The 26,388-nt window shown below is 59.0% G+C and carries 26 protein-coding genes; 21 read left to right on the top strand and 5 right to left on the bottom strand.

Annotated features, from left to right (window positions below; genetic code table 11):
* The gene (locus tag AC06DS_RS08790; RefSeq protein ID WP_477100548.1) at positions 1-822 is read left to right on the top strand and encodes a metallophosphoesterase family protein; all 822 of its coding nucleotides are present in this window, start codon (positions 1-3) and stop codon (positions 820-822) included.
* A 20-nt stretch (positions 823-842) separates the two neighbouring features.
* Positions 843-1,574: a 4'-phosphopantetheinyl transferase family protein gene (locus AC06DS_RS08785; protein WP_448308239.1), complete on the top strand. Its 732-nt coding sequence runs from the start codon at positions 843-845 to the stop codon at positions 1,572-1,574.
* On the opposite strand, the gene truB is transcribed toward AC06DS_RS08785, so the two are convergent.
* Positions 1,571-2,497, bottom strand: a complete 927-nt coding sequence (truB, locus tag AC06DS_RS08780; RefSeq protein ID WP_477100547.1) for a tRNA pseudouridine(55) synthase TruB — start codon at positions 2,495-2,497, stop codon at positions 1,571-1,573. The genes AC06DS_RS08785 and truB overlap by 4 nt on opposite strands.
* Positions 2,498-2,527: 30 nt before the next feature.
* On the opposite strand from truB, the gene AC06DS_RS08775 reads away from it, so the two are divergent.
* The 14 genes from AC06DS_RS08775 (at position 2,528) to AC06DS_RS08710 (ending at position 18,546) form a co-directional block, all read left to right on the top strand.
* Entirely contained in the window at positions 2,528-3,508 is a 981-nt protein-coding gene (locus AC06DS_RS08775; protein WP_477100546.1) for a bifunctional riboflavin kinase/FAD synthetase, read from the top strand.
* A gap of 133 nt (positions 3,509-3,641) precedes the next feature.
* Positions 3,642-3,911: a 30S ribosomal protein S15 gene (rpsO, locus tag AC06DS_RS08770; protein ID WP_034970619.1), complete on the top strand. Its 270-nt coding sequence runs from the start codon at positions 3,642-3,644 to the stop codon at positions 3,909-3,911.
* Positions 3,912-4,143: 232 nt separating this feature from the next.
* Positions 4,144-6,438, top strand: a complete 2,295-nt coding sequence (locus tag AC06DS_RS08765; protein ID WP_477100545.1) for a polyribonucleotide nucleotidyltransferase — start codon at positions 4,144-4,146, stop codon at positions 6,436-6,438.
* Positions 6,439-6,469: 31 nt separating this feature from the next.
* Complete coding sequence (gene dapB / locus AC06DS_RS08760; protein ID WP_473963208.1) at positions 6,470-7,231, top strand: 4-hydroxy-tetrahydrodipicolinate reductase; 762 nt, start codon at positions 6,470-6,472, stop codon at positions 7,229-7,231.
* Positions 7,232-7,234: 3 nt separating this feature from the next.
* The gene (gene thyX, locus AC06DS_RS08755; protein ID WP_477100544.1) at positions 7,235-7,987 is read left to right on the top strand and encodes an FAD-dependent thymidylate synthase; all 753 of its coding nucleotides are present in this window, start codon (positions 7,235-7,237) and stop codon (positions 7,985-7,987) included.
* Positions 7,988-8,094: 107 nt separating this feature from the next.
* A complete protein-coding gene (gene dapA / locus AC06DS_RS08750) occupies positions 8,095-8,997 on the top strand; it encodes a 4-hydroxy-tetrahydrodipicolinate synthase (RefSeq protein ID WP_477100543.1) in 903 nt (300 codons plus the stop codon).
* A 7-nt stretch (positions 8,998-9,004) separates the two neighbouring features.
* Complete coding sequence (locus tag AC06DS_RS08745; RefSeq protein ID WP_448308245.1) at positions 9,005-11,101, top strand: ribonuclease J; 2,097 nt, start codon at positions 9,005-9,007, stop codon at positions 11,099-11,101.
* Between the two features lie 22 nt (positions 11,102-11,123).
* On the top strand, positions 11,124-11,771 hold the full coding sequence (locus tag AC06DS_RS08740; RefSeq protein WP_477100542.1) for a TIGR03085 family metal-binding protein: 648 nt from the start codon (positions 11,124-11,126) through the stop codon (positions 11,769-11,771).
* 69 nt (positions 11,772-11,840) lie between these two features.
* Complete coding sequence (locus tag AC06DS_RS08735) at positions 11,841-14,909, top strand: FtsK/SpoIIIE family DNA translocase (protein WP_477100541.1); 3,069 nt, start codon at positions 11,841-11,843, stop codon at positions 14,907-14,909.
* Between the two features lie 177 nt (positions 14,910-15,086).
* Positions 15,087-16,103: a TerC family protein gene (locus AC06DS_RS08730; protein WP_477100540.1), complete on the top strand. Its 1,017-nt coding sequence runs from the start codon at positions 15,087-15,089 to the stop codon at positions 16,101-16,103.
* 6 nt (positions 16,104-16,109) lie between these two features.
* Positions 16,110-16,712, top strand: coding sequence for a CDP-diacylglycerol--glycerol-3-phosphate 3-phosphatidyltransferase (gene pgsA, locus AC06DS_RS08725; protein WP_293790174.1), 603 nt, complete (start codon positions 16,110-16,112; stop codon positions 16,710-16,712).
* Positions 16,713-17,228: a CinA family protein gene (locus tag AC06DS_RS08720; RefSeq protein WP_477100539.1), complete on the top strand. Its 516-nt coding sequence runs from the start codon at positions 16,713-16,715 to the stop codon at positions 17,226-17,228.
* A gap of 58 nt (positions 17,229-17,286) precedes the next feature.
* Positions 17,287-17,634 carry a helix-turn-helix domain-containing protein gene (locus tag AC06DS_RS08715; RefSeq protein WP_448308288.1) on the top strand — a complete coding sequence of 116 codons (348 nt, stop codon included), beginning with the start codon at positions 17,287-17,289 and terminating at the stop codon, positions 17,632-17,634.
* 90 nt (positions 17,635-17,724) lie between these two features.
* On the top strand, positions 17,725-18,546 hold the full coding sequence (locus AC06DS_RS08710; protein ID WP_293790180.1) for a PspA/IM30 family protein: 822 nt from the start codon (positions 17,725-17,727) through the stop codon (positions 18,544-18,546).
* Here AC06DS_RS08710 and AC06DS_RS08705 read toward each other — a convergent pair.
* Genes AC06DS_RS08705 through AC06DS_RS08695 form a run of 3 tightly spaced genes read right to left on the bottom strand, consistent with a single transcriptional unit; the run spans position 18,543 to position 20,468 of the window.
* A complete protein-coding gene (locus AC06DS_RS08705; protein ID WP_477100538.1) occupies positions 18,543-19,169 on the bottom strand; it encodes a CbiQ family ECF transporter T component in 627 nt (208 codons plus the stop codon). The genes AC06DS_RS08710 and AC06DS_RS08705 overlap by 4 nt on opposite strands.
* Positions 19,170-19,180: 11 nt before the next feature.
* The gene (locus tag AC06DS_RS08700) at positions 19,181-19,876 is read right to left on the bottom strand and encodes an energy-coupling factor ABC transporter ATP-binding protein (RefSeq protein ID WP_293790186.1); all 696 of its coding nucleotides are present in this window, start codon (positions 19,874-19,876) and stop codon (positions 19,181-19,183) included.
* Between the two features lies 1 nt (position 19,877).
* Positions 19,878-20,468, bottom strand: a complete 591-nt coding sequence (locus tag AC06DS_RS08695) for a biotin transporter BioY (RefSeq protein ID WP_293790189.1) — start codon at positions 20,466-20,468, stop codon at positions 19,878-19,880.
* Positions 20,469-20,542: 74 nt separating this feature from the next.
* On the opposite strand from AC06DS_RS08695, the gene AC06DS_RS08690 reads away from it, so the two are divergent.
* From AC06DS_RS08690 to AC06DS_RS08670, 5 genes are all read left to right on the top strand, one after another.
* Positions 20,543-20,749: a DUF3046 domain-containing protein gene (locus AC06DS_RS08690; RefSeq protein WP_477100537.1), complete on the top strand. Its 207-nt coding sequence runs from the start codon at positions 20,543-20,545 to the stop codon at positions 20,747-20,749.
* 266 nt (positions 20,750-21,015) lie between these two features.
* Positions 21,016-22,143: a recombinase RecA gene (gene recA / locus AC06DS_RS08685; protein WP_473963215.1), complete on the top strand. Its 1,128-nt coding sequence runs from the start codon at positions 21,016-21,018 to the stop codon at positions 22,141-22,143.
* The gene (gene recX, locus AC06DS_RS08680; protein WP_448308251.1) at positions 22,127-22,723 is read left to right on the top strand and encodes a recombination regulator RecX; all 597 of its coding nucleotides are present in this window, start codon (positions 22,127-22,129) and stop codon (positions 22,721-22,723) included. Before recA ends, recX begins: the two co-directional genes overlap by 17 nt.
* Positions 22,724-22,790: 67 nt before the next feature.
* Positions 22,791-24,317, top strand: a complete 1,527-nt coding sequence (gene miaB / locus AC06DS_RS08675; protein WP_293790201.1) for a tRNA (N6-isopentenyl adenosine(37)-C2)-methylthiotransferase MiaB — start codon at positions 22,791-22,793, stop codon at positions 24,315-24,317.
* Positions 24,310-25,020: an Rv2732c family membrane protein gene (locus AC06DS_RS08670; RefSeq protein ID WP_477100536.1), complete on the top strand. Its 711-nt coding sequence runs from the start codon at positions 24,310-24,312 to the stop codon at positions 25,018-25,020. Before miaB ends, AC06DS_RS08670 begins: the two co-directional genes overlap by 8 nt.
* On the opposite strand, the gene AC06DS_RS08665 is transcribed toward AC06DS_RS08670, so the two are convergent.
* The gene (locus AC06DS_RS08665) at positions 25,017-26,348 is read right to left on the bottom strand and encodes a DUF349 domain-containing protein (RefSeq protein WP_477100535.1); all 1,332 of its coding nucleotides are present in this window, start codon (positions 26,346-26,348) and stop codon (positions 25,017-25,019) included. The two genes, AC06DS_RS08670 and AC06DS_RS08665, sit on opposite strands and share 4 nt — an antisense overlap.
* Positions 26,349-26,388: the final 40 nt, after the last annotated feature.

Genomic DNA, 26,388 nt, shown 5'->3' with positions numbered 1-26,388 from the left:
ATGCCCCGCACGCTGTGGGCGGTGAGCGACCTACACGTCCGTGCTCCCGGCAACAAGGACCTGGTATGTGATCTCGTTCGCCCCACGGATCCAGCAGACTGGCTGATCGTCGCCGGCGACATCGCCGAGGATCTGCCGTCCATCGAACGCACTCTCAGTCTGCTTCAAAGTCGGTTTGCACAGGTGATTTACACCCCTGGCAACCATGAGCTGTTCAGTCGCACGAGTGACCGCGTACATGGCCGCGCCAAGTACGATGCCGTCATCGCCACGGCGCAGCGCCTGGGAGTCCTTACACCGGAAGATCCTTTCCCGACATTCGCCGGTCGCACTGTCGCACCCCTGTTCACCCTTTATGACCATTCATGGCGTGATTCTTCTATGACGCCCACTGCAGCGTTGGCCGCAGCTCGGGACAAAGGCATAGTGCTCATGGATGATTTTGCGATTGCCCCTTACGAGGACATCGTGCTCTGGTGCCGCGAGCGACTGCGTTACTCGGTGCGGCGCCTGGCGGCAGTGGAAGGGCCAACAATCCTGGTCAATCACTGGCCTTTGGTGCGCGAGACGATGGTCAACGTAAAGCACGAGGAGATCGGCCTTTGGTCCGGTACACGGCACACACAGGAATGGCCGCAACGCTATGAAGCGGATGTTGTGGTTTATGGGCATTTGCATATTCCGGTAGAGTTTTCGCTCGGCAATGTAACGCACACCGAGGTCTCACTCGGTTACCCGAGAGAGCGGAAGATCACACTTCCGCCCCGCTTGGAAAAGAAACTATGGCCCTATCCGGTAGCCGTAGATAGCAGTTGGCGCTAGCAGTTAGAGGAGGTGACAGCATGAGGCAGAACGGAACCCTAATTACGGATCTCGACGATGTAGCCGTCGTGGAGAGTTTCGGCGCACAGCAGCCGACCATTCCGCGCGGATTGTTGCCTCGCGGTGCTGCGTGCGCCGAACTGCATAACGAGGCCGGGGATCTAAGCCAGTTCCATGCACTCTCAGCTGAGGAGCAAGAGCTGGTGTGTGGAGCTGTGGATCGTCGCAAGGCTGACTTTGGCGATTCCCGGTGGTGCGCCCACCAAGCCTTGAAGAACTTTATGGATGCCCACCCGCCGATTCTGCGCGGCCCCCGGGGCATGCCGTTGTTCCCCGAAGGCGTAGTTGGTTCACTCACGCACACAGCGGGCTTCCGCGCTGCGTTGCTGGCACCTGCCCGCCGCTGGGCCTCAGTGGGAATTGACGCGGAAAAGGCGATTCCTCTACCCGAGGGCGTGTTCAACACCATCGCCCGGCCGGGGGAACAACGGCGCATTCGCCGCACAATGCGTGCCAACGATCTTCAGCTTTTGGACACGGTGCTCTTTAGTGCGAAGGAAGCCACCTACAAGGCGTGGTTCCCTCTGACACATCGCTTCTTGGATTTCGACCAGGCCGATATTGATCTGCGCGCCGACGGAACCTTCACCTCGTATCTGCTGGCTCGTCCGGTTCCGGTGCCGTTTATTCAGGGGCGTTGGATCATCCGCAACGGCTTGGTCATCACTGCGGCAGCTGTGCCGGCAAACTAGGCAAGGCCCGCAGGGCGGGCGACGAAGACACTGGCGGCACGCTTTCCTTTCTCCTCAATCAGCGCGATTGCGTGCCCGGATGGGGTGACCGCTGCGGTAACGCCCTTGTTACCCACCGGCTCGAGCCATTTGCCCAGGGAAAGGTCGACGCCTTCGGACTCGCTGATCTCTCGTGTGGCGAAGCAGCGAACCATAGCTTCGTCCAGGTTTAGCGTGAGCGAGGGGTTCGCGTCGAGTTGCTCCAATGTGCGAGCCTCTGAAATGTCGAAAGGCCCCACCGATGTGCGACGCAACATTGTCAGGTGACCGCCCATGCCCAAGGCAGCACCCACGTCCCGTGCAATCGCCCGAATATAGGTACCACTCGAACAGTGCACGGAAATGCGGACGTCGATGCAAGAGGGGGCGTCATTAACAACTACGTCGTGTACCTCCAGCGAGAAGATGGTAACGGGGCGCTCCGGCAAAACGACCTCGTGTCCCTCGCGAACTAATTCATGGGCGCGCTTGCCGTCGATCTTGATGGAGGAGACTGACGTTGGGCGTTGCATGATGTCACCGGTCTGAGTAGCGAAGGCCGCGCGGATCTGCTCCTCGGTAAGAGTCGCCAACTTCTCCGGCGAGGCGGTAAAGGTTATGTCGCCCTGTGCATCGTCGGTGTGCGTTGCCATACCGAGACGCACGGTCGCCTCGTAGCGCTTATCGTGCGCGACGACATGAGCCAAAAACTTTGTTCCTCTTTCGACGCCCACAACTAGCAGCCCTGTGGCCAGGGGATCGAGGGTGCCCGAATGGCCAACCCGGCGCGTACCCATGATCCGGCGGAGCTTGGCCACCATGTCGTGTGAGGTGGGTCCGGAAGGCTTATCGACCAAAACCACGCCGGAGCGGCTCAGGATGGAAGGGGTACTGCGTTGATTCATACTCACAGAGTATCGACTAGCATGCTTGACGTGAGTATCTGGTACGGACTGGACAGAATTCCCGAGCATCTAGCCGCTGGTGGCACCGTCGTGACCATCGGCGTGTTTGACGGTGTGCACCGTGGGCACCAAGAACTAGTAAAGCGCGCCGTTGCGCTGGCACATGAGCGAGGAGTGCCGAGCGTGATGTTCACCTTCGATCCACACCCGACGGTCGTGTTCAGGCCGTCTGCCGTTCCGCCGTTGCTGTCTAGCGTGCGGCGACGCGCCGAATTGGCCCATGAGTACGGTATCGATCATGTAGTCGTCGTCTCGTTCACAAAGGAGATCGCCAGCTGGTCCCCCGAGGAATACGTAAACAAAGTACTGGTCGAGCTTCTGAACGCGAAGGCCGTGGTGGTGGGGGATAACTTCACTTTCGGGCACAAGGCCGCGGGCACTTCAGCAATGCTGCAGGAGCTGGGCGAGGCGCGCGGAATGCGTGTGGACGTTCTGGGGCTCTTGGAGGATGGCGACCATGTGGTGTGCTCTACCTGGATCCGCCAGGCGCTTGCCGAAGGCAACGTGGAGGGGGCGAATGAGGCGCTAGGTCGCAACTTCCGGGTGTCTGGGGAAGTAACTCACGGGGCAGGCCGCGGTGGACGGGCTTTGGGATTCCCTACGGCGAACTTGTACTTTGCCGAGAAATTCGCCTTGCCTGCCGATGGTGTCTACGCCGGCTATGTGACGGTGCTGCCTGGTCATGGCATTGCCGCTGGAGCCACCGTGGGCACCATGCCGGTGGGTGAGCGCATGCCCTCCGCGATTTCTGTGGGCACTAACCCCACGTTCGGTCACGAACCGCGCAGCGTCGAGAGCTTTATCCTCGACCACGAAGCTGACCTATATGGTCTCGACATCGCCGTGGAGTTTGTCCACCGCCTGCGGGGGATGGAAACCTACAACTCGTTGGACCAGCTAATCGAGGCCATTGGCCGCGATGTCACCCAGACGCGCAAGGCGCTGGGCTAGGCATTTAAGGCTAGCATTTTGGGTTAGCACTGAACCACGTGCTAACATCCCCCAGGTTGAGCGACTGTGGTCTGCGGTAGTCGCCACTGTAATTTTTCGCGCGGACTGAAATAACTATCAAGGAGATTAATCCATGGCACTGTCCAAGGAAAAGAAGACCGAGACTCTCAAGGAGTTCGGCCTGCACGAGACCGATACCGGCTCCCCGGAGGCTCAGATCGCACTGCTGACCGTTCGTATCCGTCAGCTGACCGAGCACCTGAAGTACCACAAGCACGACCACCACTCCCGCCGCGGCCTGCTGCTGCTGGTTGGTCGTCGTAAGGGTCTACTGAAGTACCTGGCCGAGAACAACGTTGATCGTTACCGCTCCCTGATCGAGCGCCTGGGTCTGCGCCGCTAAGGCTCACTCCTAGATCACACGCCCGCCACCTCAAAGTCGCTTCTACCGCGACGAGGTGGCGGGCGTTTGTGCTACTTCGTGCTAGTCTTGGTGCCGGTTAAATACTAAAAGCCAATCGAATAGTGAAATAAATCTCCACGGTGGTGGCGTCGGCACCGAAGACCAGACGAAAAGTGAGCCGCCGTGGTGTGCAACGCAAGGTAACGCAGAAAGGCGATTGCGAAACTCCATCATGAGTACGAAGAAGCAGAACATTCAAGCAGAGCTCGTCGACCCGGACGCCGGGGTGTGGGAGGCAGAGGCCACCATCGACAACGGCGATTTCGGTACCCGCACCGTCCGCTTCGAGACCGGGCTACTGGCTCGCCAGGCAGACGGCGCAGTGACGACGTACCTGGATGAGGACACGATGCTGCTGTCCACCACCGCAGCGTCCCGCCAACCACGCGAGGGCATCGACTTCTTCCCGCTGACTGTCGACGTGGAGGAGCGGATGTACTCCGTCGGCCGCATTCCCGGAAGCTTCTTCCGCCGTGAGGGTCGACCGGGTACGGATGCGATCCTGGCTGCTCGACTGATCGACCGACCTCTGCGTCCGACCTTCGTACGTGGCCTGCGCAATGAGGTGCAGGTCATCGTCACGGTACTGTCGATGGATCCGCAGGATCGTTATGACGTGCTGGCTATCAATGGCGCGTCGGCCTCCACTCAGCTGTCCGGTTTGCCGGTTTCCGGGCCGGTTGGCGGCGTGCGCATGGCACTGGTTGTGGATGAGGATCATGCAGAAGGTCAGTGGATCGCTTTCCCGACGCGTGAGCAGGAAGAGAAGGCAATCTTCGAGCTGGTTGTTGCTGGTCGCGTCACCGAGCCGATGAAGCCTTCCCGCGGGCGTGGTCGCGGTCGTGGCAGGAACGCCAATGCCGGTGAGCCGAACGTGGCCGTCATGATGGTAGAGGCTGGCGCGACCGACACGGTTGTCGAGCGCATCGCCGAAGGTGCACCGGCTCCGACCGAAGAAGTCGTGGCGCAGGGTATCGAGGCCGCGAAGCCGTTCATCGCCACGCTGTGCGAGGCACAGACTGCGCTGGCGAAGGCAGTGGACGCCGAGACGCGTGAGTTTGAACTATTCCCGCCCTATGGCGAGGACGTCTATGCCTCGGTTGAGGCGGAGGCAAAGGACGCACTCGAAGACATCATGGCCATCGCGGATAAGCAGGAGCGCGATGAGGCTCTGGCCACGAACATGCAGGAAAATGTCGACGAGTTGCTGGCGGAGTTCCCGGAGCGAGAGGCGGAGATTCGAGCCGCTCACAACGAGGTAACCAAGGCAGTGGTTCGCCGCCGCATCCTGGAGGAGGGCTTCCGCATCGATGGCCGCGATAGCACCACGATCCGCGACCTGGGTATCGTCGTGCAGCTCATTCCGCGTGCTCACGGTTCCGCGCTGTTTGAGCGTGGCGAAACCCAGATCCTGGGCGTGACCACGCTGGACATGCTGAAGATGGAGCAGCAGATCGACTCGCTGGGTCCGGAGACTACGAAGCGTTACATCCACCACTACAACTTCCCGCCGTACTCCACTGGTGAGACTGGCCGGGTGGGCTCCCCGAAGCGTCGCGAGATCGGCCACGGTGCTCTGGCGGAGCGCGCATTGACGCCCGTTATCCCCAGCCGTGATGACTTCCCGTACACGATCCGCCAGGTGTCTGAGGCTCTTGGTTCCAACGGTTCGACCTCCATGGGATCCGTGTGTGCCTCTACACTGAGCCTGTACAACGCGGGTGTGCCGCTGAAGGCTCCGGTGGCAGGCATCGCTATGGGCCTAGTGACGGGCAAGGTCGGCAAGAATGGCAAGGACAAGTACGTCACCCTGACCGATATCCTGGGCGCCGAGGATGCCTTCGGCGATATGGACTTCAAGGTCGCCGGTACGAGCGAGTTCGTGACGGCTCTGCAGCTAGATACGAAGCTGGACGGCATCCCCTCTGACGTCTTGGCGGAGGCACTGCAACAGGCCCGCACCGCGCGCCTGGAGATCCTGCAGCTGATGAATGAGGCTATCGACGCGCCTGATGATATGAGCGACCTAGCTCCGCACATCTCCAGCATCTCCATCCCCCAGAACAAGATCGGTGAGGTTATCGGCCCGAAGGGTAAGACGATCAACCAAATCACCGAGGAAACTGGTGCGAATATCACCATCGAGGACGATGGTACGGTATTCATCTCCGCTGTCGGCGGCGAGTCTGCACGTCAGGCAGAAGAAAAGATCAATGCGATCGCTAACCCACAGCAGCCGAAGGTCGGCGATCGCTTCTTGGGTACCGTCGTGAAGACCACTGCATTTGGTGCTTTCGTTTCCTTGTTGCCGGGTAAGGACGGTTTGATCCACATCTCCAACCTGGGTGGCGACCGTCGCATCGAGCGCGTCGAAGACGAAGTCTCCGTGGGCGACAAGCTCGAAGTGGAGATCGCGGACATCGACAACCGCGGCAAGATCTCCCTGGTTTTGGTCGAAGAGAACTAGTCGCAAACTAGCTGGAAAGAGTGATTATTTCATGACTCGCATTGGTGTATTGGGCGCTCGAGGCCGCGTGGGCAGTGCCGTTGTGGCTGCCGTGGAGGCTGACGAGAACCACGAGCTGGTAGCTGCCATCGACCATGGCGATGACCTCCAGGCGTTGGTGGACAACAAAGCTGAGGTCGTGGTGGACTTCACTGTTCCCGATGCAGTGATGGGCAACCTCGAGTTCTGCATCAAGAACGGCATCCACGCGGTAGTAGGCACCACCGGCTGGACCGAGGAGCGCTTCGACACCGTTCGCGGCTGGCTCCAGGATGCTCCGCAGACTGGTGTGCTGGTTGCCCCGAACTTTGCTATCTCCGCTGTGCTGACTATGAAGTTTGCGGAGATTGCCGCGCCCTTCTTCGAATCTGCCGAGGTTGTAGAACTGCACCACCCGAACAAGGTGGATGCTCCGTCCGGCACGGCTGTGCACACCGCAGAAGGTATTGCCCGCGCCCGCAAGGCCGCAGGTCTTGCTGAGCAGCCCGACGCCACAACACAGTCCCTTGACGGCGCACGTGGCGCAGACGTCCAGGGCGTGCCTGTCCACGCTGTACGTATGACCGGCATGGTTGCCCATGAGCAGGTCATCTTCGGCACGAAGGGGCAGACCCTGACCCTCAAGCAGGATTCCTACGACCGTGAGTCTTTCGTACCCGGCATCATGATCGGCGTGGAAAAGATTGGTGCAAACCCTGGCCTGACAATTGGGCTGGAAAAGTTCCTAGGCCTCGACGGCGGTGCAGAGGCCTAGTTCATGGCTACCGTTGCACCCCTACAGATAGATCTGGTTGGCCACACGGCTTTTCACCCTGTGGCAGAACTGGATTGGCACACCGACGCTGAAGACAGCGCGGCCTTAGTCGAGTTTGCAGGAAGAGCCTGCTACGAGACATGGGATAAGCCCAATCCTCACACAGCCACGAATGCGGCCTATGTGCGACACATCATGGACGTCGGCCACACCACCTTGCTGGAACATGCCAGTGCATCGATGTACCTGCGGGGAGTTTCGCGTTCCTGCAGCCATGAGATTATGCGCCACCGGCACTTCAGTTTTAGCCAGCTCTCGCAGCGTTACGTGCCAGCGGATGAGGCACGTGTGGTGGTGCCCGAGGCTGTAGCTAACAACGAGGATCTCAAGAAGCTGTTTTTGCAGGCCGCTGATGTGGCCTATGACGCCTACAGGGAGATTTTGGACGGCCTCGGCGAGGACTTCGCGGAGGAACCAAACGCGATACTGCGCACCAAGCAAGCGCGACAGGCGGCCCGAGCGGTGCTGCCGAATTGCGTTGAGACTCGTTTCGTTATGAGTGGTAACTTCCGCAGCTGGCGACACTTCATCGCCATGCGCGCCGCCGAGCACGCCGATCCGGAGATTCGCCGGATTGCGGTGGCATGTCTCCGGCAGCTGCAGGCAGTGGCGCCGAATGTGTTCGAGGATTTTTCGATCACCCAGCTGCACGATGGCGGGGAAATGGCAACGAGCCCTTATGTAGGGGAGTCTTAGGGTAATTCGCCTCATTTGGCGCACAGCGAGTGCAAGACAATATCTAAACGCAAGGAAAAGCACCCAAATACGTGAGATTCTCGCGAAGGAAGGTAGTCTGGGAAGTCATGAGTACAGGTAACGCAGCAACAAGGGGATCCGCGCACTTCGGAACTATCTCTCTTGCGATGGTGACCCCTTTTAAGAAGGACGGCTCCGTCGACTTGGACGCGGGCGTGGCACTAGCAGGCCACTTCGTGGATGAGGGCTGCGATTCTTTGGTCTTGGCCGGTACCACCGGTGAGTCACCCACCACGGGTGCGACCGAGAAACTTGACCTGCTCAGAGCAGTACGATCCGAGCTCGGCGACCGCGTTAAGCTGATTGCCGGAAGCGGGTCTTATGACACAGCTGTCACCGTAGAAATGTCTCGCGCCTCGCAGGAGGCCGGTGCTGATTCTCTTCTGGTTGTGACCCCTTATTACTCCCGTCCCAGCCAAGAGGGTATTTACCAGCACTTCACGACTGTTGCGGACGCAGTGGATATTCCAGTGTGTGTCTATGACATTCCCTCCCGTTCCGTCGTTCCGGTGGAGCCAGAAACCCTGCGCCGACTGGCCGATCACCCGCAGATCGCCGCTGTGAAGGACGCCAAGGGCGACCTGGCCGCAGCCATGGAGCTCATCGAGAACACTGACCTGGCGTGGTACTCGGGCGATGACCCGCTGAACCTGCCGTGGCTGGCCGCAGGTGCCACCGGCTTTATCTCCGTGATTGGTCATGTGGCAACGCGACAGCTTAAGGAACTAAGGGATGCGTTCGACGCTGGCGATATCGCCACTGCCCGTAGCATTGCAGTGCAACTGCAGCCGCTGCAGAAGGCACAGGCTCGCCTCGGGGGCGTGACATTTGCGAAGGCAGCACTAAAGCTAAAGGGAAAGGACGTGGGTGCACCGCGTCTTCCCATCATCGAACCAACTGCCGCTGAGATGGATCAGCTGGCTCAAGACCTGCAGGCAGCAGGGGTATAGGGAAAATATGACTGAACAACGTTCCCGAGGCCGCAAGGTGACTCGGAAGGCCGCTCCGCCGAGCGCGGAAGCGGAAGCACAATCGGATAACACCGCTGTCTCCAACGCTGAGGCTGCGACCGTTTTCAACGACGGTGGCGTCGCTAAGAACAACGGCGACAACAGCGAAAGCAATGGCGAAAATAATGGCGGTAACAACGGTGGCGGCAACAAGAACAACAACCGCAACCGGAACCGTCGCTCCCGCGGCCGTGGCCGTGGTGGCAATGGTGGTAACGGCGGTAATGGCGGCAACAATAAAGGCCGTGGCCGCGGTGGCCGTGGGGGCGACCGTCGCAAGGGCGCTCTGAAGGCTATGCAGGGTGCTGACTTGACACAGCGTCTGCCGAAGCCGCCGAAGCAGCCAAAGGGCAGCCTGCGCATCGTTGCGCTGGGCGGTATCTCCGAAATCGGTCGCAACATGACCGTCTTCGAGTACGAGGGTCGCCTGCTGATTATCGACTGTGGTGTGCTCTTCCCGAGCTCCGGCGAGCCTGGCGTGGATCTGATCCTGCCGGACTTTAGCTACTTGGAGGACAAGTGGGATCGCGTGGAAGCGCTGGTCATCACCCATGGCCACGAGGATCACATCGGCGCTATTCCATGGCTGCTGAAGCAGCGTGCCGATATCCCGATCATTGCCTCCCGTTTCACGTGTGCTCTGATCGCGGCGAAGACGCAGGAACACCGTCAGCGTCCGAAGCTCATCGAGGTTGATGAGAACTCGCACGAGAGTCGCGGACCATTCGATCTGCGCTTCTTCGCTGTGAACCACTCGATCCCGGACTGCCTGGGCATTGCCCTGAAGACCGGTGCTGGTCTACTGGTTCACACCGGTGACATCAAGCTGGATCAGACCCCGCTGGACGGTCGCCCGACCGACCTGCCGGCGCTGTCTCGCTTTGGCGACGAGGGCGTAGATCTGTTCCTGTGTGACTCGACGAACGCGACTACCCCGGGCGTATCCGGCTCCGAGGCAGATATTGCGCCGACATTGAAGCGCCTGGTGCGTGACGCCAAGCAGCGCGTAATTATCGCCTCCTTTGCCTCTAACGTTTCCCGTGTGCAGTCCGCTGTGGACGCTGCCGTGGCAGCCAACCGCAAGGTTGCTTTCAACGGTCGCTCGATGATCCGCAACATGGAAATTGCCGAGCGCATGGGCTACTTGAACGTGCCACGCGGCACTATCGTCTCTATGGACGACGCCGCAAGGATGGCTCCCCACAAGGTCGTGCTGATTACGACCGGTACGCAGGGCGAGCCGATGGCGGCTCTGTCTCGCATGGCACGCCGTGAGCACCGTCAGATCACCGTTCGCGATGGCGACCTGATCATCTTGTCCTCCTCCCTGGTCCCGGGTAACGAAGAAGCGGTATTTGGCGTAATCAACATGCTGTCTCAGATCGGTGCAACCGTCATTACTGGTCGTGACGCTAAGGTGCACACCTCTGGCCACGGTTACTCCGGTGAGCTTCTATTCCTGTACAACGCTGCCCGTCCGCGCAACGCTATGCCCGTACACGGCGAGTGGCGGCACCTGCGTGCCAACAAGGAACTGGCGATCAGCACTGGTGTGAACCCGAATAACATTCCGCTGGCGCAAAACGGTGTGGTCGTGGATCTCCACAATGGTCACGCCAAGGTTGTTGGCCAAATTACCGTCGGTAATCTCTACGTCGACGGCACCCGCATGGGTGACATTGACAGCAGCGTGCTGGAAGACCGCACGACGATGTCCGAGGGTGGCCTGATTTCGATCACCACTGTCATCGACAACCGCACCGGTCGTCCGCTGGAGGCGCCGAGCGTCCAGGCCAAGGGATTCTCGGACGACGCGCGCGACATGCTGAAGGAAATCCAGGAGAAGGTCGATAATGTGATGATCGACCTGGCTGGCGAGGGAGAGAACGATCCCTATCGCATGGCCCAGGCTATCCGCCGTAAGGTGGGCAAGCTCATCTCTGATAAGTGGAACCGCAAGCCGATGATCGTGCCGACCGTCGTCCCGATGAGCTCCGAGATTGTTGAAGAGCTCGAGGAGGAAGAAGCCCGCGAGTCCATCTAGCTTTTCGCTACGCTTGGGTGGCATGGAACCTTATAACTTAAGTACCTCCCAGGCAGAGCGCGAAGCGCTGGCAGATCTTCTACAGCAGTCCGGTTCTGATGCACCTACGTTGTGCGAGGGCTGGACTGCACGTGATTTAGCGGTTCATTTGGTGATCCGCGAGTATCGTCCGGATGCCGCTGCCGGCATGTTCTTTAAAGGGCTGGCGAATCGACTGGATACCGTAAGTCACGACTACGAGTCCAAGCCATTTGCCGAGCTGGTGGAGATGTACCGCAATGGCCCGCCCACGTGGAATCCAATGCGTTTGGCAGACAAATACGCCAACCTGGCCGAGAACTTTATTCACCATGAGGATCTGCGACGTGGGGGAGGGGATAACTCTCCGCGTGATTTGGCAAATTCTGCCCGAGAGAGCCTGTGGAAAGCCGTAAGCAAGATGGCGAAGTTCTGCTTGCGCTCCTCACGCATTCACGTCGTTATAGAGCGAACGGATGGCGCGGAGGCAGCAGTGGTGCGGGCTGGAGCCGATACCCCCGACGAGGTACGGGTGAGCGGTGACGCCGGGGAGCTGTTGCTATGGCTCTATGGGCGCGATTCTGCGGCTAGCGTCACGCTCACTCCGGGGGACGAGGCTACTGTAGCTCGCATTAAGCGACACATCTTCTAGCGATCTTTTTAGAACAAAGCGCGTGTTGCTCATGTGACTACTGTGATTGCTGCGACTAAAGTGGTGGCCATGTCTGTCACTAGTCGCTCTCGTAGCTCAGCGCCCCGCAGTAGGGGTTCGCACGCCAATCGACCGAGCTCCAGCCGGCGCGGTGGGTTCGAGGACACGCGTGCCGTTTCGCCGGTCAGCTCAGGCTACTCTGGCTTCGGTGACACGGGGGACTTTGAACGCACCGGCAGTGCCTTTGGTGTGGTGGGTCATTCCCTTGGCTCGGCCTTTAGCGGTGCAGCGCGCGGGATTGGCGGCTTGACTCGTCGCCTCGCTTCCCGCGGTAACGCAAGCGACCTTGACACTTTTGACGATGCAGATTTTCTAGAGGAGGCGGAAACGCAGGTGATCTCCAAGCGGGGTGGCCAGCGAGGATCTCGATCGAGTCAAGCGAAAAGGCTTGACAAGCGTCGTGGTGCTCGCGCCAGCGACGACTGGACGCAGGATACTGAGGACGATGGTTTCGACGCCGACTTCAGTGCCGAAGATCCCAACATGAGCAACGAGCCAGCGCGCATTGGAGGTTCCTACGACGGCGCCGCGATTGGAGTGTTCGCGGTAGCTCTGATCCTTGCCGGAACCTTGTGGTTCGGCGTTGGTGGTGCAGTGGGTAATGGAATTGCTGGACTACTGACTTGGATCATTGGCGCGGGTGGATACGTCGTCCCCATCGCCATGGCTTTTGCCGCCTGGGTACTGATGGTGGGCGTCGAAAGAACCCAACGCTCGACGGCTCGTCTGTGGCTGGGGACGGCTCTCATTGTGCTACCGATGCTGGGGTTGATTCACCTCTTTGCCGGACAGCCCACGGACGCTTCGGGCAAATCCGCTGCGGGCGGTCTGGTCGGTCAGGCCATTGGTACGCCGATGGCAGTCGGCTTCAGCACCTACCTCGCTATTCCGTTGCTGCTTCTGGCCATTGTTTATGGTGCGCTGCAGCTCACAGGACTGACCGTAAAGCAGATCTACAACCTGGCTGCTGATTTCCTGGGGGTCGGAAATCGGCGGAGTACTGGCAATGTCGACAGCTCCGAGGACTATGACTCCTTTGACGAGGATGACCAATACGGTCACGTAGATCACGAGATCACACGCGCGGCACGTCGAACCCCGATGGATAATTACCCGGTTCAGACTAGACAGGATGAAGACGACTCGAATGAGACTCTCGTCCTGGATACGCCGAAGAAGCGCAAGCGTAAGCCCCAGCCGAAGAAGCCCGCACCCCAGGTGCAGGATGTTGCGGAGCTACTGGATGACGACGAGACGGAGGCTCCAGCACCAGCACCCACGCCTAAGTCTGAGCCCAAGTCTGAGCCCAAGAAGGAGCCACAACCCAAGCCACGGGCGAAGAAGGATCCGGTCGCCAATTCTCGCGATTCTGTGCGACAGGCTATTGTCGCTCGTTCCGGCATAGACGCATCGGCCATTCCAGCCTCGACGCCCAAGTCGGAATTGGAAGAGGATGTGCCTGAGGGCGTCGTAAAGAAGGACAGCGACTACGCCTTGCCTTCAACGGACCTGCTGCTCAACGGCGACGCGCCGAAGACCCGCAGCGAAACGAATGATCGGATGATCGAGGCGATCTCCGATGTATTCGAGGAATTTAATGTCGATGCGCAGGTGACTGGCTTTAGCCGTGGACCGACAGTAACGCGCTACGAGGTCGAACTGGGCCCGGGTGTGAAGGTTTCCAAGATCACCAACCTGCAATCCAACCTGGCCTATGCAGTAGCCACTGACAACGTGCGCCTGCTCACCCCTATCCCCGGCAAGTCTGCCGTGGGTATCGAGGTGCCCAACTCCGACCGCGAGATGGTGCGTCTAGGCGACGTGCTGGAAGCACCTAAGGTGATTTCCGACCACGACCCGATGGTCATTGGCCTGGGTAAGGATATCGAGGGCGACTTTGTGGCGCACTCTATTCAGAAGATGCCGCACCTGCTCGTGGCCGGTTCTACGGGCTCCGGTAAGTCGGCTTTTGTGAACTCGATGCTGGTGTCACTGCTGACCCGTGCGACTCCGGACGAGGTTCGCTTGATCCTGGTGGACCCGAAGATGGTGGAGCTGACCCCTTACGAGGGCATTCCGCACCTGATCACGCCCATCATCACCCAGCCGAAGAAAGCCGCCGCGGCCCTCAACTGGCTGGTGGAGGAGATGGAGCAGCGGTACATGGACATGAAGGCCAGCCGCGTGCGCCACATCAAGGACTTCAACCGCAAGGTCAAGTCCGGTGAGATCACGACTCCTTTGGGATCCGAGCGTGAGTACCGTCCGTACCCCTACATCGTGTGCGTGGTGGACGAGCTCGCCGACCTGATGATGACTGCCCCGCGCGAGATCGAAGATTCGATCGTGCGCATTACCCAGAAGGCCCGCGCTGCAGGTATCCACCTCGTACTTGCGACGCAGCGTCCTTCCGTCGACGTGGTCACCGGTTTGATCAAGACGAATGTGCCTTCCCGCTTGGCGTTCGCCACTAGTTCCTCGACGGACTCCCGCGTGATCCTGGACCAGGGTGGTGCCGAGAAGCTGATCGGCATGGGCGATGGTTTGTTCATCCCGCAAGGAGCCGGCAAACCACAGCGCATTCAGGGTGCTTTTGTCACCGATGAGGAAATCAGCGCTGTTGTCGAGGCCGCAAAGACCCAGGCTGAGCCCGACTATAGGGAGGGCGTGACTGAGGACAAGGCCGCAGAGGCGAAGAAGGATATTGACCCGGATATCGGCAACGATCTGGAAGATCTGTTGCAAGCCGTGGAGCTGGTTGTTACCAGCCAGTTCGGTTCGACGTCCATGTTGCAGCGTAAGCTGCGCATTGGTTTTGCCAAGGCCGGCCGCCTAATGGACCTTATGGAGACCCGCGGTGTGGTCGGACCTTCTGAAGGCTCCAAGGCACGCGAGGTGCTGGTGAAGCCGGAAGAGCTTGAGACGATGCTGTGGATGATCAAGGGGGCTAACCCCGAGGATGCGCCTAAGGAGGTCATGGACGCCGAGGCGTCTGCCGCCGTTGAATCCGACGCTGCCGACGACTCAGATTCCGACACTCGCGTGGTCTCTGCGAACCCGCCGAGCGGACTCGTGTAAGGTTATCGACTGTTGGAGGGGAGTACCCTAGCGCCAGATTCTTCGGCGCCCTCGACATTGATCGTCAACACGGCAGGTTTCATCCTCCCGGTCATGTCGGCTCGTCACTTCGGTGGAACGGGCAGGGGAGACCTCCGGTCTTTTTAGTGACGCCATTTAACGACCGGAGGATTCTTAATGGAAGTAAATGCTCTTACTTGGATCATCACCATTGTGGTGGTAGCCGGATTCTTTGTCTTCGACTTTTATAGTCACGTCAAGACGCCCCACGAGCCATCGATGAAAGAGTCGGCGCTATGGAGCCTTTTCTATATCGCGCTGGCCTGCTTGTTCGGTGGGTTCCTGTGGCTGACATGGGGTGAACCGGGCAATCCACACCAGCATGGCATGGAGTTCTTCGCAGGCTATATCACCGAGAAGGCCTTGAGCGTCGATAACCTCTTCATCTTTGCGCTGATCCTGAGCTCGTTTAAGATCCCCCGCAAGTACCAGCAAAAGGTACTGCTCATCGGCATCGCCCTGGCGCTGATCCTGCGCGGTGTTTTCATCGCCCTCGGTGCAGCGATTATTGAGGCTTGGTCCGATGTGTTCTACCTCTTCGGCTTTTTCCTGCTGTGGACGGCCGCCAAGTTGCTGTGGGATGAGATCTCCGGTGAGGAGGAGCAGGATCCGCAAGACATGATGATTATCAAGGCAGTGCGCAAGTTTATTCATGTCTCGGATCACTACGAGTCGGATCGCCTGTGGTTCAAGGAAAATGGCAAGAAGGTATTGACGCCACTTTTCATTTCCCTGGTGGCCATCGGATTCGTAGACGTGCTGTTTGCACTCGACTCCATCCCTGCCATCTACGGCATTACGAGCGAACCGTACATTGTGTTCACGACTAACGCCCTGGCACTACTGGGATTGCGGCAGCTGTACTTCCTGCTGGATGGCTTGCTGGATCGTCTGGTGTACCTGTCCTACGGTCTATTCATCATTCTGGCCTTCATTGGAACGAAGCTGATTTTGCACGCTCTTCACGAAAACAACTTGCCGTTTATTAACGGCGGCCAGGGGCTGTCGGTTCCTGAGGTTTCCGTGGAAGTATCGCTGCTGACGATTGTGGGCGTGCTGATTGTGACAACAGTGCTGAGCCTTACGGTGGGCAAGAAGGCACAGGAAAACGAAGAGACCTCCGCGGTAGGATAGGTATCTGTGAATACTTCAGCACCGCGATCTTCGTTTGGAACGTTTGTCCATAGCGTGAGTTTGCCGAATGTCCTCACGTGCGTTCGCATTGCTCTGATCCCGGTGTTCCTATGGTTGATTCTGACTTCGGGGGATTGGGAGATCGCCGGGGCAGAAAGCGATCGGGCGCACCGCTGGTGGGCACTGCTGGCTTTTTGCCTGTTGATGTTTACCGACCAGCTGGATGGCTTTCTAGCGCGGCGTTACGAGGTCATCACCGACTTCGGAAAGCTCGCGGATCCAATTGCCGATAAGGCATTGATGATTTCGGCTTTTGTCAGCCTGAATATTCTCGGCGAGCTGCCGTGGTGGGTAACGGCAATTGTTGTTGTACGCGAGTTGGGAATTACCGTCTGGCGAATGGTGTTGGCTCGTCAGGGCAACGTCGTTCCCGCCTCGAAGGGCGGCAAGCTAAAGACCGTGCTGCAGACTCTGGCTGTGTTCCTCTATATCCTCCCATTCGGCGGGGTGGTACAGACCATTGCGATGATCGTTATGGGTGTGGCCGTTGTCCAAACAGTCGTCACTGGTGTGCAGTACATCCTCGACTCACGCAAGGAAAACGCCTAAATGCCCGTGAACCTGGCCGCACAGCATTTGGTCACTGAGTTCACCCGCAGTGGGCGAACCATTGCCACGGCTGAATCCCTCACTGCAGGTCTATGCGCGGCCACTATTGCAGAGGTACCGGGGGCATCAGCGGTTCTGCGAGGTGGCGTCATTGTTTATGCGACCGACACCAAACACGACCTAGCGGGAGTGAGTGAACAGACTCTCAAAGAGCACGGGCCGGTGTCTGCGGAGACGGCGGCTGAGCTCGCAGAGGGTGTAGCTGGGCGATGCAGTGCCGATGTGGGAGTAGCACTCACAGGAGTGGCCGGGCCGGATCCCCAGGATGGTCATCCGGTGGGCGAGGTGTTTATTGGCATTTTTGATAGCTCGCGGGGCGTGCGGGTGGAGAACCTGTATGCGGAATTCATCCAAAGGCGTGAGACTGGCGAGTTCGCCGGATTGGATTCTGTGGAGTTAAGGGCGAAGATTCGCCAGTTCAGCGTAACCCGCGCGATGGAGTTAGCGAGCGAGTAGACTGGCGGGAACAAATTCGCCGCCAGAGACGTTGGGATGATTGATGAGTCACAATACGATGGTCATGGATACGGTAGCGGTTGAGCGTCCGAGCGAGCGGATGCCGGCGGATGAGCCACTCCTGCGTGAAGCGTTGGGGGCGACGCTGAAGGAATACCGCACAAACAACGGTTTCACCCTGCGGCAATTGGCTGCGTTGGCGAACGTCAGTCCGGGATATCTTTCCGAATTGGAACGCGGACGCAAGGAAGTTTCCTCTGAGCTGCTGGCCAGCGTGTGCCACGCGATGGCGGTATCGGTGGCTTCGGTGATTTTGGAAGCAGCGTCGATGATGGCCCTGGATGCCGCAGCGGCAGAGCTGGCCGCGAACATGGCGACGAGTGCAGGGGAACGGGCACGTACATAGGGCGAGACGACCCCTAAACTTGTTAGAATCATTCGCGTAAAACGAAAATTTTTTTAACCCTTAAACCCCTTAAAAGGAGCCAGAACCCCTATGGCTAATCCGTTTGTGAAGGCGTGGAAGTACCTGATGGCACTCTTTGACAACAAGATCGAAGAGAACGCCGATCCGAAGATTCAGATCGAACAGGCCATTGCCGAAGCACAAAAGCAGCACCAGGCTCTTTCCCAACAGGCCGCTGCGGTGATTGGAAACCAGCGTCAGCTGGAGATGAAGCTGAACCGCCAGCTCGAGGAAGTTGAGAAGCTGCAGGCTAACACCAAGCAAGCGCTGAACCTGGCCGATAAGGCTCGCTCGCAGGGCGATGAGCAGAAGGCAACGGAGTACGAGAATGCTGCCGAGGCTTTTGCGGCCCAGCTGGTGACCGCCGAGCAGTCGGTAGAGGATCTGAAGAGCTTGCACGATCAGTCCTTGCAGCAGGCGGCACAGGCCAAGCAGGCGGTTGAGCGTAACTCCATGCAGCTGCAGCAAAAGGCGGCGGAGCGTACTAAGCTGCTAAGCCAGCTGGAGCAGGCCAAGATGCAGGAAAAGGTCGCTGACTCCCTGAAGTCGATGGATGCCGTTGCTGCCAATGGCACCCCGAACCTGGATCAGGTGCGCGAGAAGATTGAGCGCCGTTATGCCAATGCCCTCGGACAGTCCGAACTCGCACAGAACTCCGTTCAGGGACGTATGGCTGAGGTAGAGCGTGCAGGTATCCAGATGGCGGGTCATTCCCGTCTGGAGCAGATTCGCGCGGAGATGAATAGCGGCCAGAAGCAGCCGCAAGCCATTGAACAGGCCCAGCCACAGGCAGGGGCCGTCAGCCAGGACGCTGTCGCCGAACGTATGCGTCAGCTACGTGGCGAGAGCTAGTTACCCACCCCACGGGATTTCAGTGCCTCGCCTAGACGGCGGGCGCGCAAGAGGCTGCGGACTATCACCGGCACGCCGAAGGCCAGCACGGAGCGCGATGCGCCCCGTGCTTTTCTTGCGTCTAACACTTCGTTGACCGTTAGAGCGGTCAAGGGAATGAGGCGGATAGTCAGCGCCATGAGAAGGCTGATAGTTTCCACCGGCAGGCCAATCCGGCCCAATGGGCGAAGTCCTGCTTCCACCGCGTCCATGAGTGCCACGATGGTCGTGGTCAATGTTAGAAGCGTGGCCATCGATACTGCGGAGAGGATCACGACAAAATAGGTCAGCGCTGTGGAGAAGTCACGTTGCCACCACAGCAATAGCGCGAAGGCGACCAGCAGCAGCGACGGTGCAACAAGCTGTCGCAGCACGAGTTTGAAGGGAATCTGCGCCACCAGAAAGCACAGTGCCGTGATGCCCGCGACCACTGTGGCTTGCCATAGCTCGGTAGCCCAGATGGCACTGCCGACCAGGAAAATGAGCAGCAAAAAAATTTTTAAGCCCGCAGGTGCGCGGTGAACTGGGGAGTTCCCAGGGTGATAGACGGATAGTGGCACATGGATGTGCAGTGATTTTGCCATCGATTGTGCCTCTATCCGCCGAAACTGGCCACGTAGTCGGCGATAACTTTGTCCGCAGGTCCATCCCCGCGTACCGTCCCCTCATCGATCCATAGCACTCGTTCCATATCCTCCAAAAGCTCCAAATCGTGGGAAACCACAATCAGCTGCTGTGGGAGATTAGCCAGGGTGGCGGCGATCATGCGCCTATTGCCGAGGTCGAGCAGAGTCGTGGGTTCGTCAGCAATCACCAGCTCCGGCTCGACGATCAGTACGGAAGCGAGAGCTAGCAATTGCTTTTCACCGCCGGAGAGAAAGTGTGGCGAGGCATCAGCCAGGTGCTCCAGTCCCATGTCATGCAGCATTGCCTCGACTTTTTCGCTTCGCTCGCGGCCGTTCTTGGAGATCGTACGCAGCGAAAACGCGATATCTTCGGCAACCGTCGGCATGATGATCTGGTTGTCGGCGTCGCTAAATACAAAACCGACCTTCTTGCGCACCTGGCGTCCGCGTTTGGTGACATTGAGGCCATCGACGAGAACCTGTCCGGTTGTTGGATCGGCCAGGCCATTAATGAGCCGGACTAGCGTGGATTTTCCGGAACCATTGGAGCCGATAATGCCGATGCGTCGTTCGCTTAATGTCAGGGTGATGTCGTGCAGAACGGTACGTTGACCTGCGGTGCCGTCGAAAGTGACGCCCACCTGGTCAAACTCAATGACGGGCATTTTAGGCCTTGCGCTTGGTCGGCAGCAGGTCGGGGACTGCCTTGGTCACAGCCAGGGCTATGGCGACGGCTAGCGTTACCTTGATTAGGTCTCCGGGGATGAACGGGCCATTGGTAGCGAGCGCGGTGCCGAGGCCGTAATCGAGGCGAACCATGAGGCCGACGGTACCGCAGATGTATTGGATGATCACGCCTACGATGCCAGCAAGGAAGAACACTGTGGCGCGGCCCTTAGAGTTGCGCGGCGCGTATTGGGCAATAAGGCCGATTACGAAGGCGGCGATGACGTAGCCGACGATGTATCCGACAGTGGGGCCGGCGACGGCAGCTGCGGCGGGTTTCCATCCGGCCATGTTGGGAACACCAACGAAGCCGACGGCGATGAACAGGGTGGTGGCCAGGCCGCCGCGCCAGAAGCCGAGAATGAGAGAGGCGAGGACGATACCCATGTTTTGGAGAACGATAGGTACGCCGGAGATACCGACGGGAAACTGTACGCCACCGAGGACGATGATAAGTGCGGCGAAAACAGCGATGTATGCGAGGTCTACCGCTTTGAATTTTGTAGTTTCGGAGGTTGACATAAATGCCATATTAATCGGTATTGCGTTCAGACTTGAACGCTGTTCAAGAAGTGTGGGGGGACGGGGGTGTAGATTGGGGAGCTATGCGCAGAACAGAGTTTGACCGACTAACCGAGGGGGAATTCGGCGATAGCTTCCGCGCCTTTATCGCAGATACCCATGTGCTGAGTTCCCTGGGGGATACGCCCGCAGCGCTAATCGAACAGGGGTATGATCTGCGCGATATATGGATTGCTTTATGTGAGGACTTCGATGTTCCGGAAGAGCGCCGTTTAGGTGAGGATATCTAGTGTTGCTGGTTGTTTCTTATTGACGCCTACGTTGTGAGTCGCTAGGGCAATTGATTAAACAATCGAACAAAGGTTCGTGTAGGGTGTGTGTCGGAACGATGGTTGTCCGCATGGTCGAGTACAACTATCTATGAACCTTTTCGAAGCACCCTCGGTCTAAGGGGATCGGGGGTGCAAAGAAGATGGTAGCTATCACGCAAGAAGCGCAGGATGCGCAAATAAAACAAGGCAATCTAGACACAGCAGATGTAAGGAGTAGCAACTCTATGCCACCGAAGAAGAAGCAGACTGCCGCGGCGGGGAAGGATCGGTCTAAGGCTCTGGAGCTTGCAATGGCGCAGATCGAAAAGGATTTCGGTAAAGGCGCCATCATGCGTCTGGGCGACGATACCCGCCCGCCGATTCAGGCGATCTCCTCCGGCAATATCGCTATTAATGCGGCTCTGGGTATCGGTGGATTTCCGCGTGGTCGCGTGGTTGAGATCTATGGCCCAGAGTCCTCCGGTAAGACGACCGTGGCGCTGCATGCGATTGCGGAGGCACAGCGTGCAGGCGGCATTGCGGCTTTCGTCGATGCTGAGCATGCGCTCGACCCGGAATATGCCCGCGCTCTAGGTGTAGATACTGACGCGCTGCTGGTATCGCAGCCGGATACTGGCGAACAAGCGCTGGAGATTGCGGATATGCTGATCCGCTCCGGCGCGATCGACATTATTGTTGTGGACTCGGTAGCGGCATTGACGCCCAAGGCGGAGATCGATGGCGAGATGGGCGATTCTCACGTCGGCTTGCAGGCTCGCCTTATGAGCCAGGCGCTGCGCAAGATGACCGGTGCGCTATACCAGACAGGCACGACGGCGATCTTTATCAACCAGCTACGCGAGAAGATCGGCGTTATGTTCGGCTCCCCGGAGACCACCACCGGCGGTAAGGCCCTGAAGTTCTACGCTTCCGTACGCTGTGACATTCGCCGGATCCAGGCGCTAAAGGACGGCCAGGACGTAGTGGGTAACCGCACCCGTTTGAAGATCGTGAAGAACAAGGTTTCGCCGCCATTTAAGATTGCAGAGTTCGACATCCTCTACGGTGAGGGTATTTCGCGCGAGGGCTCGATCATTGACCTAGGCGTGGAGACCGGATTGATCAAGAAGTCCGGGTCTTGGTTTACCTATGACGGAGACCAACTGGGCCAGGGCAAGGAGAAGGCCCGTGAGTTCTTGAAGAACAACCCGGATCTTTCGGCCGAGTTGGAAGATCGCATCGCCCGCGAGTTGAAGATTGGCCCGTACGCGAAAATGAAGGACGAGTCGGGCGAAGGTGCTACCGACGAGCAGTTGGATGAAGATAAGCCGATCGAACTGAGCCCGAATTTCGACGATGACGGCGAAGAGTAGCGAGCGCGAACAGAAGATCGATGCCCTACGGCAGGCAATTGCCAACTATTCGCCCAGCGAAGGCGGGGGATTGGTAGATGCCGCGGAAGAGGAAAGACTTGCGCCGATCAAAGCCAAGGCTGTTCGCCTAATAAACCACCGAGCCAGATCTACTGAGGAGCTACGACGTCGACTGCTGGATGCTGACTTCGAGCCTGAGGGCGTAGAGGAGGTCATCCGCCGCTGTACCGAAAGCCGCATGCTCGACGATGCTGCCTTCGCTTGCGAATGGGTGCGCCAGCGGGAGAGAAATCAGAAAAAGTCCGTCGCTGTGCTGCGCCGAGAGCTGCAGCGCAAGGGTATTGCCCCCGCTGTTATCGAGGAAGCGCTGGATCAGGTAGACGATGACTCCCAGGAACAGATCTTGCAGGAACTAGTGACGAAGAAGGCGGCCACCATCAAACACCCGCCCGCAGATCGCAAGGAATACGACAAGGCACTGCGCCGTGTGGTCGGGGTGGCGGCCAGGCGAGGGTTTCCGGAAGGCCTAGCTCTGCAGTTTGCGCGCCACGCGCTGGATGCCCGAGTGGCGGACCTGTAGCGCGGCGTCGCCAAGCGAGCATCTGCCCTTTCGTAATCGCAGTGATCAAAGGGGTAGGGTAATCCACGTGACTCAGACGATTCAGACGCAAACGAGCCAGCCTCGCACCTACGAAGTGCGCACTTTTGGCTGCCAGATGAACGTCCACGATTCCGAGCGGCTATCCGGACTGCTGGAGGACTCGGGATACGTCCCCGCAGACGAGGGCGCAACGCCGGACGTGGTGGTGTTTAATACCTGCGCCGTCCGCGAAAACGCAGACAAACGGCTCTACGGCACGCTCGGCCAGATGAAAGCCATTAAGGACGAGCATCCGGGGATGCAGATTGCGGTTGGCGGCTGCATGGCGCAAAAGGACAAGCAAACCGTCGTGGAGAAAGCCCCGTGGGTAGACGTAGTATTCGGCACCCATAACCTGGGATCGCTGCCGACCCTGCTGGAGCGTTCCGCGCACAATCACAAGGCAGAGGTCGAGATTTTCGACTCGCTGGAAGAATTCCCCTCTGTGCTGCCCGCTAAGCGCGAGTCCGCTTATGCCGGGTGGGTATCAGTCTCCGTGGGCTGCAACAACACCTGTACTTTCTGCATCGTTCCCTCACTGCGTGGCAAGGAGCAGGATCGCCGTCCGGGGGAGATCCTCGCAGAGGTTAAGGCTCTCGTGGACCAGGGCGTAAGTGAAGTTACACTGCTCGGTCAAAACGTCAATGCTTATGGCGTTAACTTTGCCGACGAGACCCTCGAGCGCGACCGCACCGCATTCTCCAAGCTGCTGCGCGCCTGCGGAGAGATCGAAGGGCTCGAACGCCTACGCTTTACTAGCCCTCACCCAGCCGAGTTCACCGATGATGTCATCGATGCCATGGCCGAGACCCCGGTAGTATGCCCGCAGCTGCACATGCCGCTGCAATCCGGCTCGGACAAGGTGTTGAAGGACATGAAGCGCTCGTACCGATCCAAGAAGTTCCTGGCAATCCTGGATAAAGTGCGCGAACGAATCCCACATGCCGCGATCACCACCGACATCATCGTTGGCTTCCCAGGGGAAACTGAGGAGGACTTCCAGGCCACCATGGACGTGGTTGAAAAGGCGCGGTTCTCCAGTGCATTTACCTTCCAATACTCCCCGCGCCCTGGAACTCCAGCTGCAGAGATGGAGAACCAGGTGCCCAAGGCAGTTGTACAAGACCGCTACGAGCGCCTGCTCGCGCTGCAGGAGCGCATCAGCGAAGAGGAAAACCGCAAGCTAATTGGCACTACACAAGAGCTGCTTGTGCAAGCCGATGGACGCAAGAATGACCGCACTCACCGTCGCTCGGGCCGTGCCCGCGATGGTCGACTCGTGCACTTCACCCCTGAGGGTGATATTCGTGCCGGTGACGTTGTGGAAGTCGTTATTAGTGACGCCGCGCCGCACTTCCTCATCGCCGACGGCGGAGTAGCGAACCATAGGCGCACCCGGGCAGGGGATATGACGGAGCTCGGCGAAACTCCGACGACGGCGCCGGTGGGCGTCGGACTAGGAATGCCGAGTCTGAAGAAGCCCGAGCCGACAACAGCGGGCGGATGCAACACGGGAGGATGCGGCTGTGAGTAGCCAAAACGAAAGCTCGAACACACCAGAGCAGGTGGATGAGCTGGCGCAGTACCGCGACGACTTGCGCGGTGCGGAACGTCGGATCGCAGGGCGAGTGGTATTGGGAAGCTACCTGCCCATGATCATCTTTGGTTTCGCTGTGCCACTCGTAACGATCTTCCTGCCTCACGCAGGCGAGGCGCGCGGCTTCGACGTGCTTTTTAGCACCCCGGTGGCGCAGAATGAGCAGACGGCAATGCCGGAGATTATTTTCTCCTGGCTGCGCCTGACCGCCATATTGCTGACCATCGGCACGATCGTTTCGAAGTCGTGGCTGGTGGCATGGGCTAACTGGGCTTTTGCTGGCGTTGCCTGGTGGTACAACGTGTTTGCGGTGTGGGTCCGCCAAACCCAGCCGCCAACTGTATCTGGCGAGGGGCCGGCTGTGCCATTGCTGTTTAGTCTGCTTGGCCTGACGGTACTGTTTATTGCACTATCCGCGGTGGTGTTTCAGAAGAACCCGCTACAGCGAGCTTTGGCAGCAGCTCGCCGTGAGGAAGCTCACAAGGACGAGGAATCCCGTCTCGCACAGCAGCGGTTGCGCATGGGAATTGAAGAACGCGAGGATGCAGTCATCGTGGATGATCGACGTGCCCGCGCGAAGGCTCGCCGCCAGCGCAAGGCCGAACAAGAATCCGCGCGGGAATCTGGGCAGGAAGACTAATCCTCTAAGGCAGCGGCAGCAGTGTCTGCCCACTCCTGCCACTGGGCAGCTTGGCCGCGGAGCTTTTCCGCCTTGGCAGACTTGCCAGCCTTGTCGGCTTCCTCGGCCTCGCGGTTGAACTGGTCGGCCTTCGCCTGGAACTGTGCTACGCGCGCCTGTGCCTCCGGGTCGGTGCGACGCCATTCGGCATCCGCGGCCTCCTCTACGCGCGATTCGAGGGACTTGATCTTGTCCTCAAACTCGCGGACGCGACCGCGGGGAACGTAGCCGATCTGCTCCCACTTCTCCTGTAGTTCGTGGAGAACCTTGCGAGCTTTGTCTAGACCGTGAGCCTGCGGATCGATCTTGGGGGAATACTCGTCGATGAGCGACTGCTTGGCTTCCGCGTTTGCCTCGAATTCTTTGTCGCGCTCGGCACTGTCGGCCTTACGGGCGGCGAAGAATACGTCCTGAGCCTTGCGGAAACGCTCCCATAACTGATCGTCGACGTCGCGGGGTGCACGGCCAGCGGCTTTCCATTGGCTCATGAGCTCCCGGAACTTGGCGCTGGTCGCACCCCACTCCGTGGAATCCTGTAGCGCCTCAGCCTGCTCAATGAGTTCTTCCTTCTTCAGCCGTGCTCGCTCGCGATTGCGGTCCAGCTGATCGAAATGCGCCTGGCGATTGCGATTGAATTCGGAGCGAGCCTTGGAGAATCGCTTCCATAGTTCGTCATCGGTGGAGCGCTCGACGCCCTTGATGCCGCGCCATTGCTCAACGATGGCGCGGATGCGCTCACCGCTGCGCTTCCAATTCACAGTGGTCGGATCCGCCGCGGCAATGCTCTCGACCTCGCCGAGCAGCTCTTCTTTTTGCGCCAGGGCGGAATCGCGGCGCTGCTGCTTAGCTTCTGCAACCTGCTGTTCCGCGGTCTCGGTGCGCTGTGAAATTTTTTCCAGGCGTGCATCGAGCGCCGGAATATCCCCGATGACTGCGGCAGTGCTGAGCGACTGCTGCAGGATCTTCGCGTCATGGCGAATGGTCTGAGCCTGTTCCGGGTGGCTTTCCAGACGAGCCTCAAGCATTTTGACCTCGGTGCTGAGGTCATCGTATCGGGCGCCGAAGTGCGCCAGCCCCTCCTGCGGAGTGCCTGCCTTATACTCACCAATCTGGCGTTCACCGTCGGCGGTCTTTACCCACGCCACACCATCCTGATCCACGCGGCCGAACTTCGCCGGATCGTTCTTGGGGATGGTGACACGCCCAGGCTGAGTTACCTGCAGACCAGGCTTCGGGCCAGGCTTTGGGCCGGGCTTGGGAACCGGACGCGAATTCGTGGGGTCAGTCATGCGGGAATACTCCTACCTAAAACCAAAACATGCCAATCGC

The sequence above is a fragment of the Corynebacterium sp. TUM25015 genome (assembly GCF_056393505.1).
The sequence above is the reverse complement of the archived record's forward strand: the minus strand, read 5'-3'. Positions and strand labels throughout refer to the sequence as shown.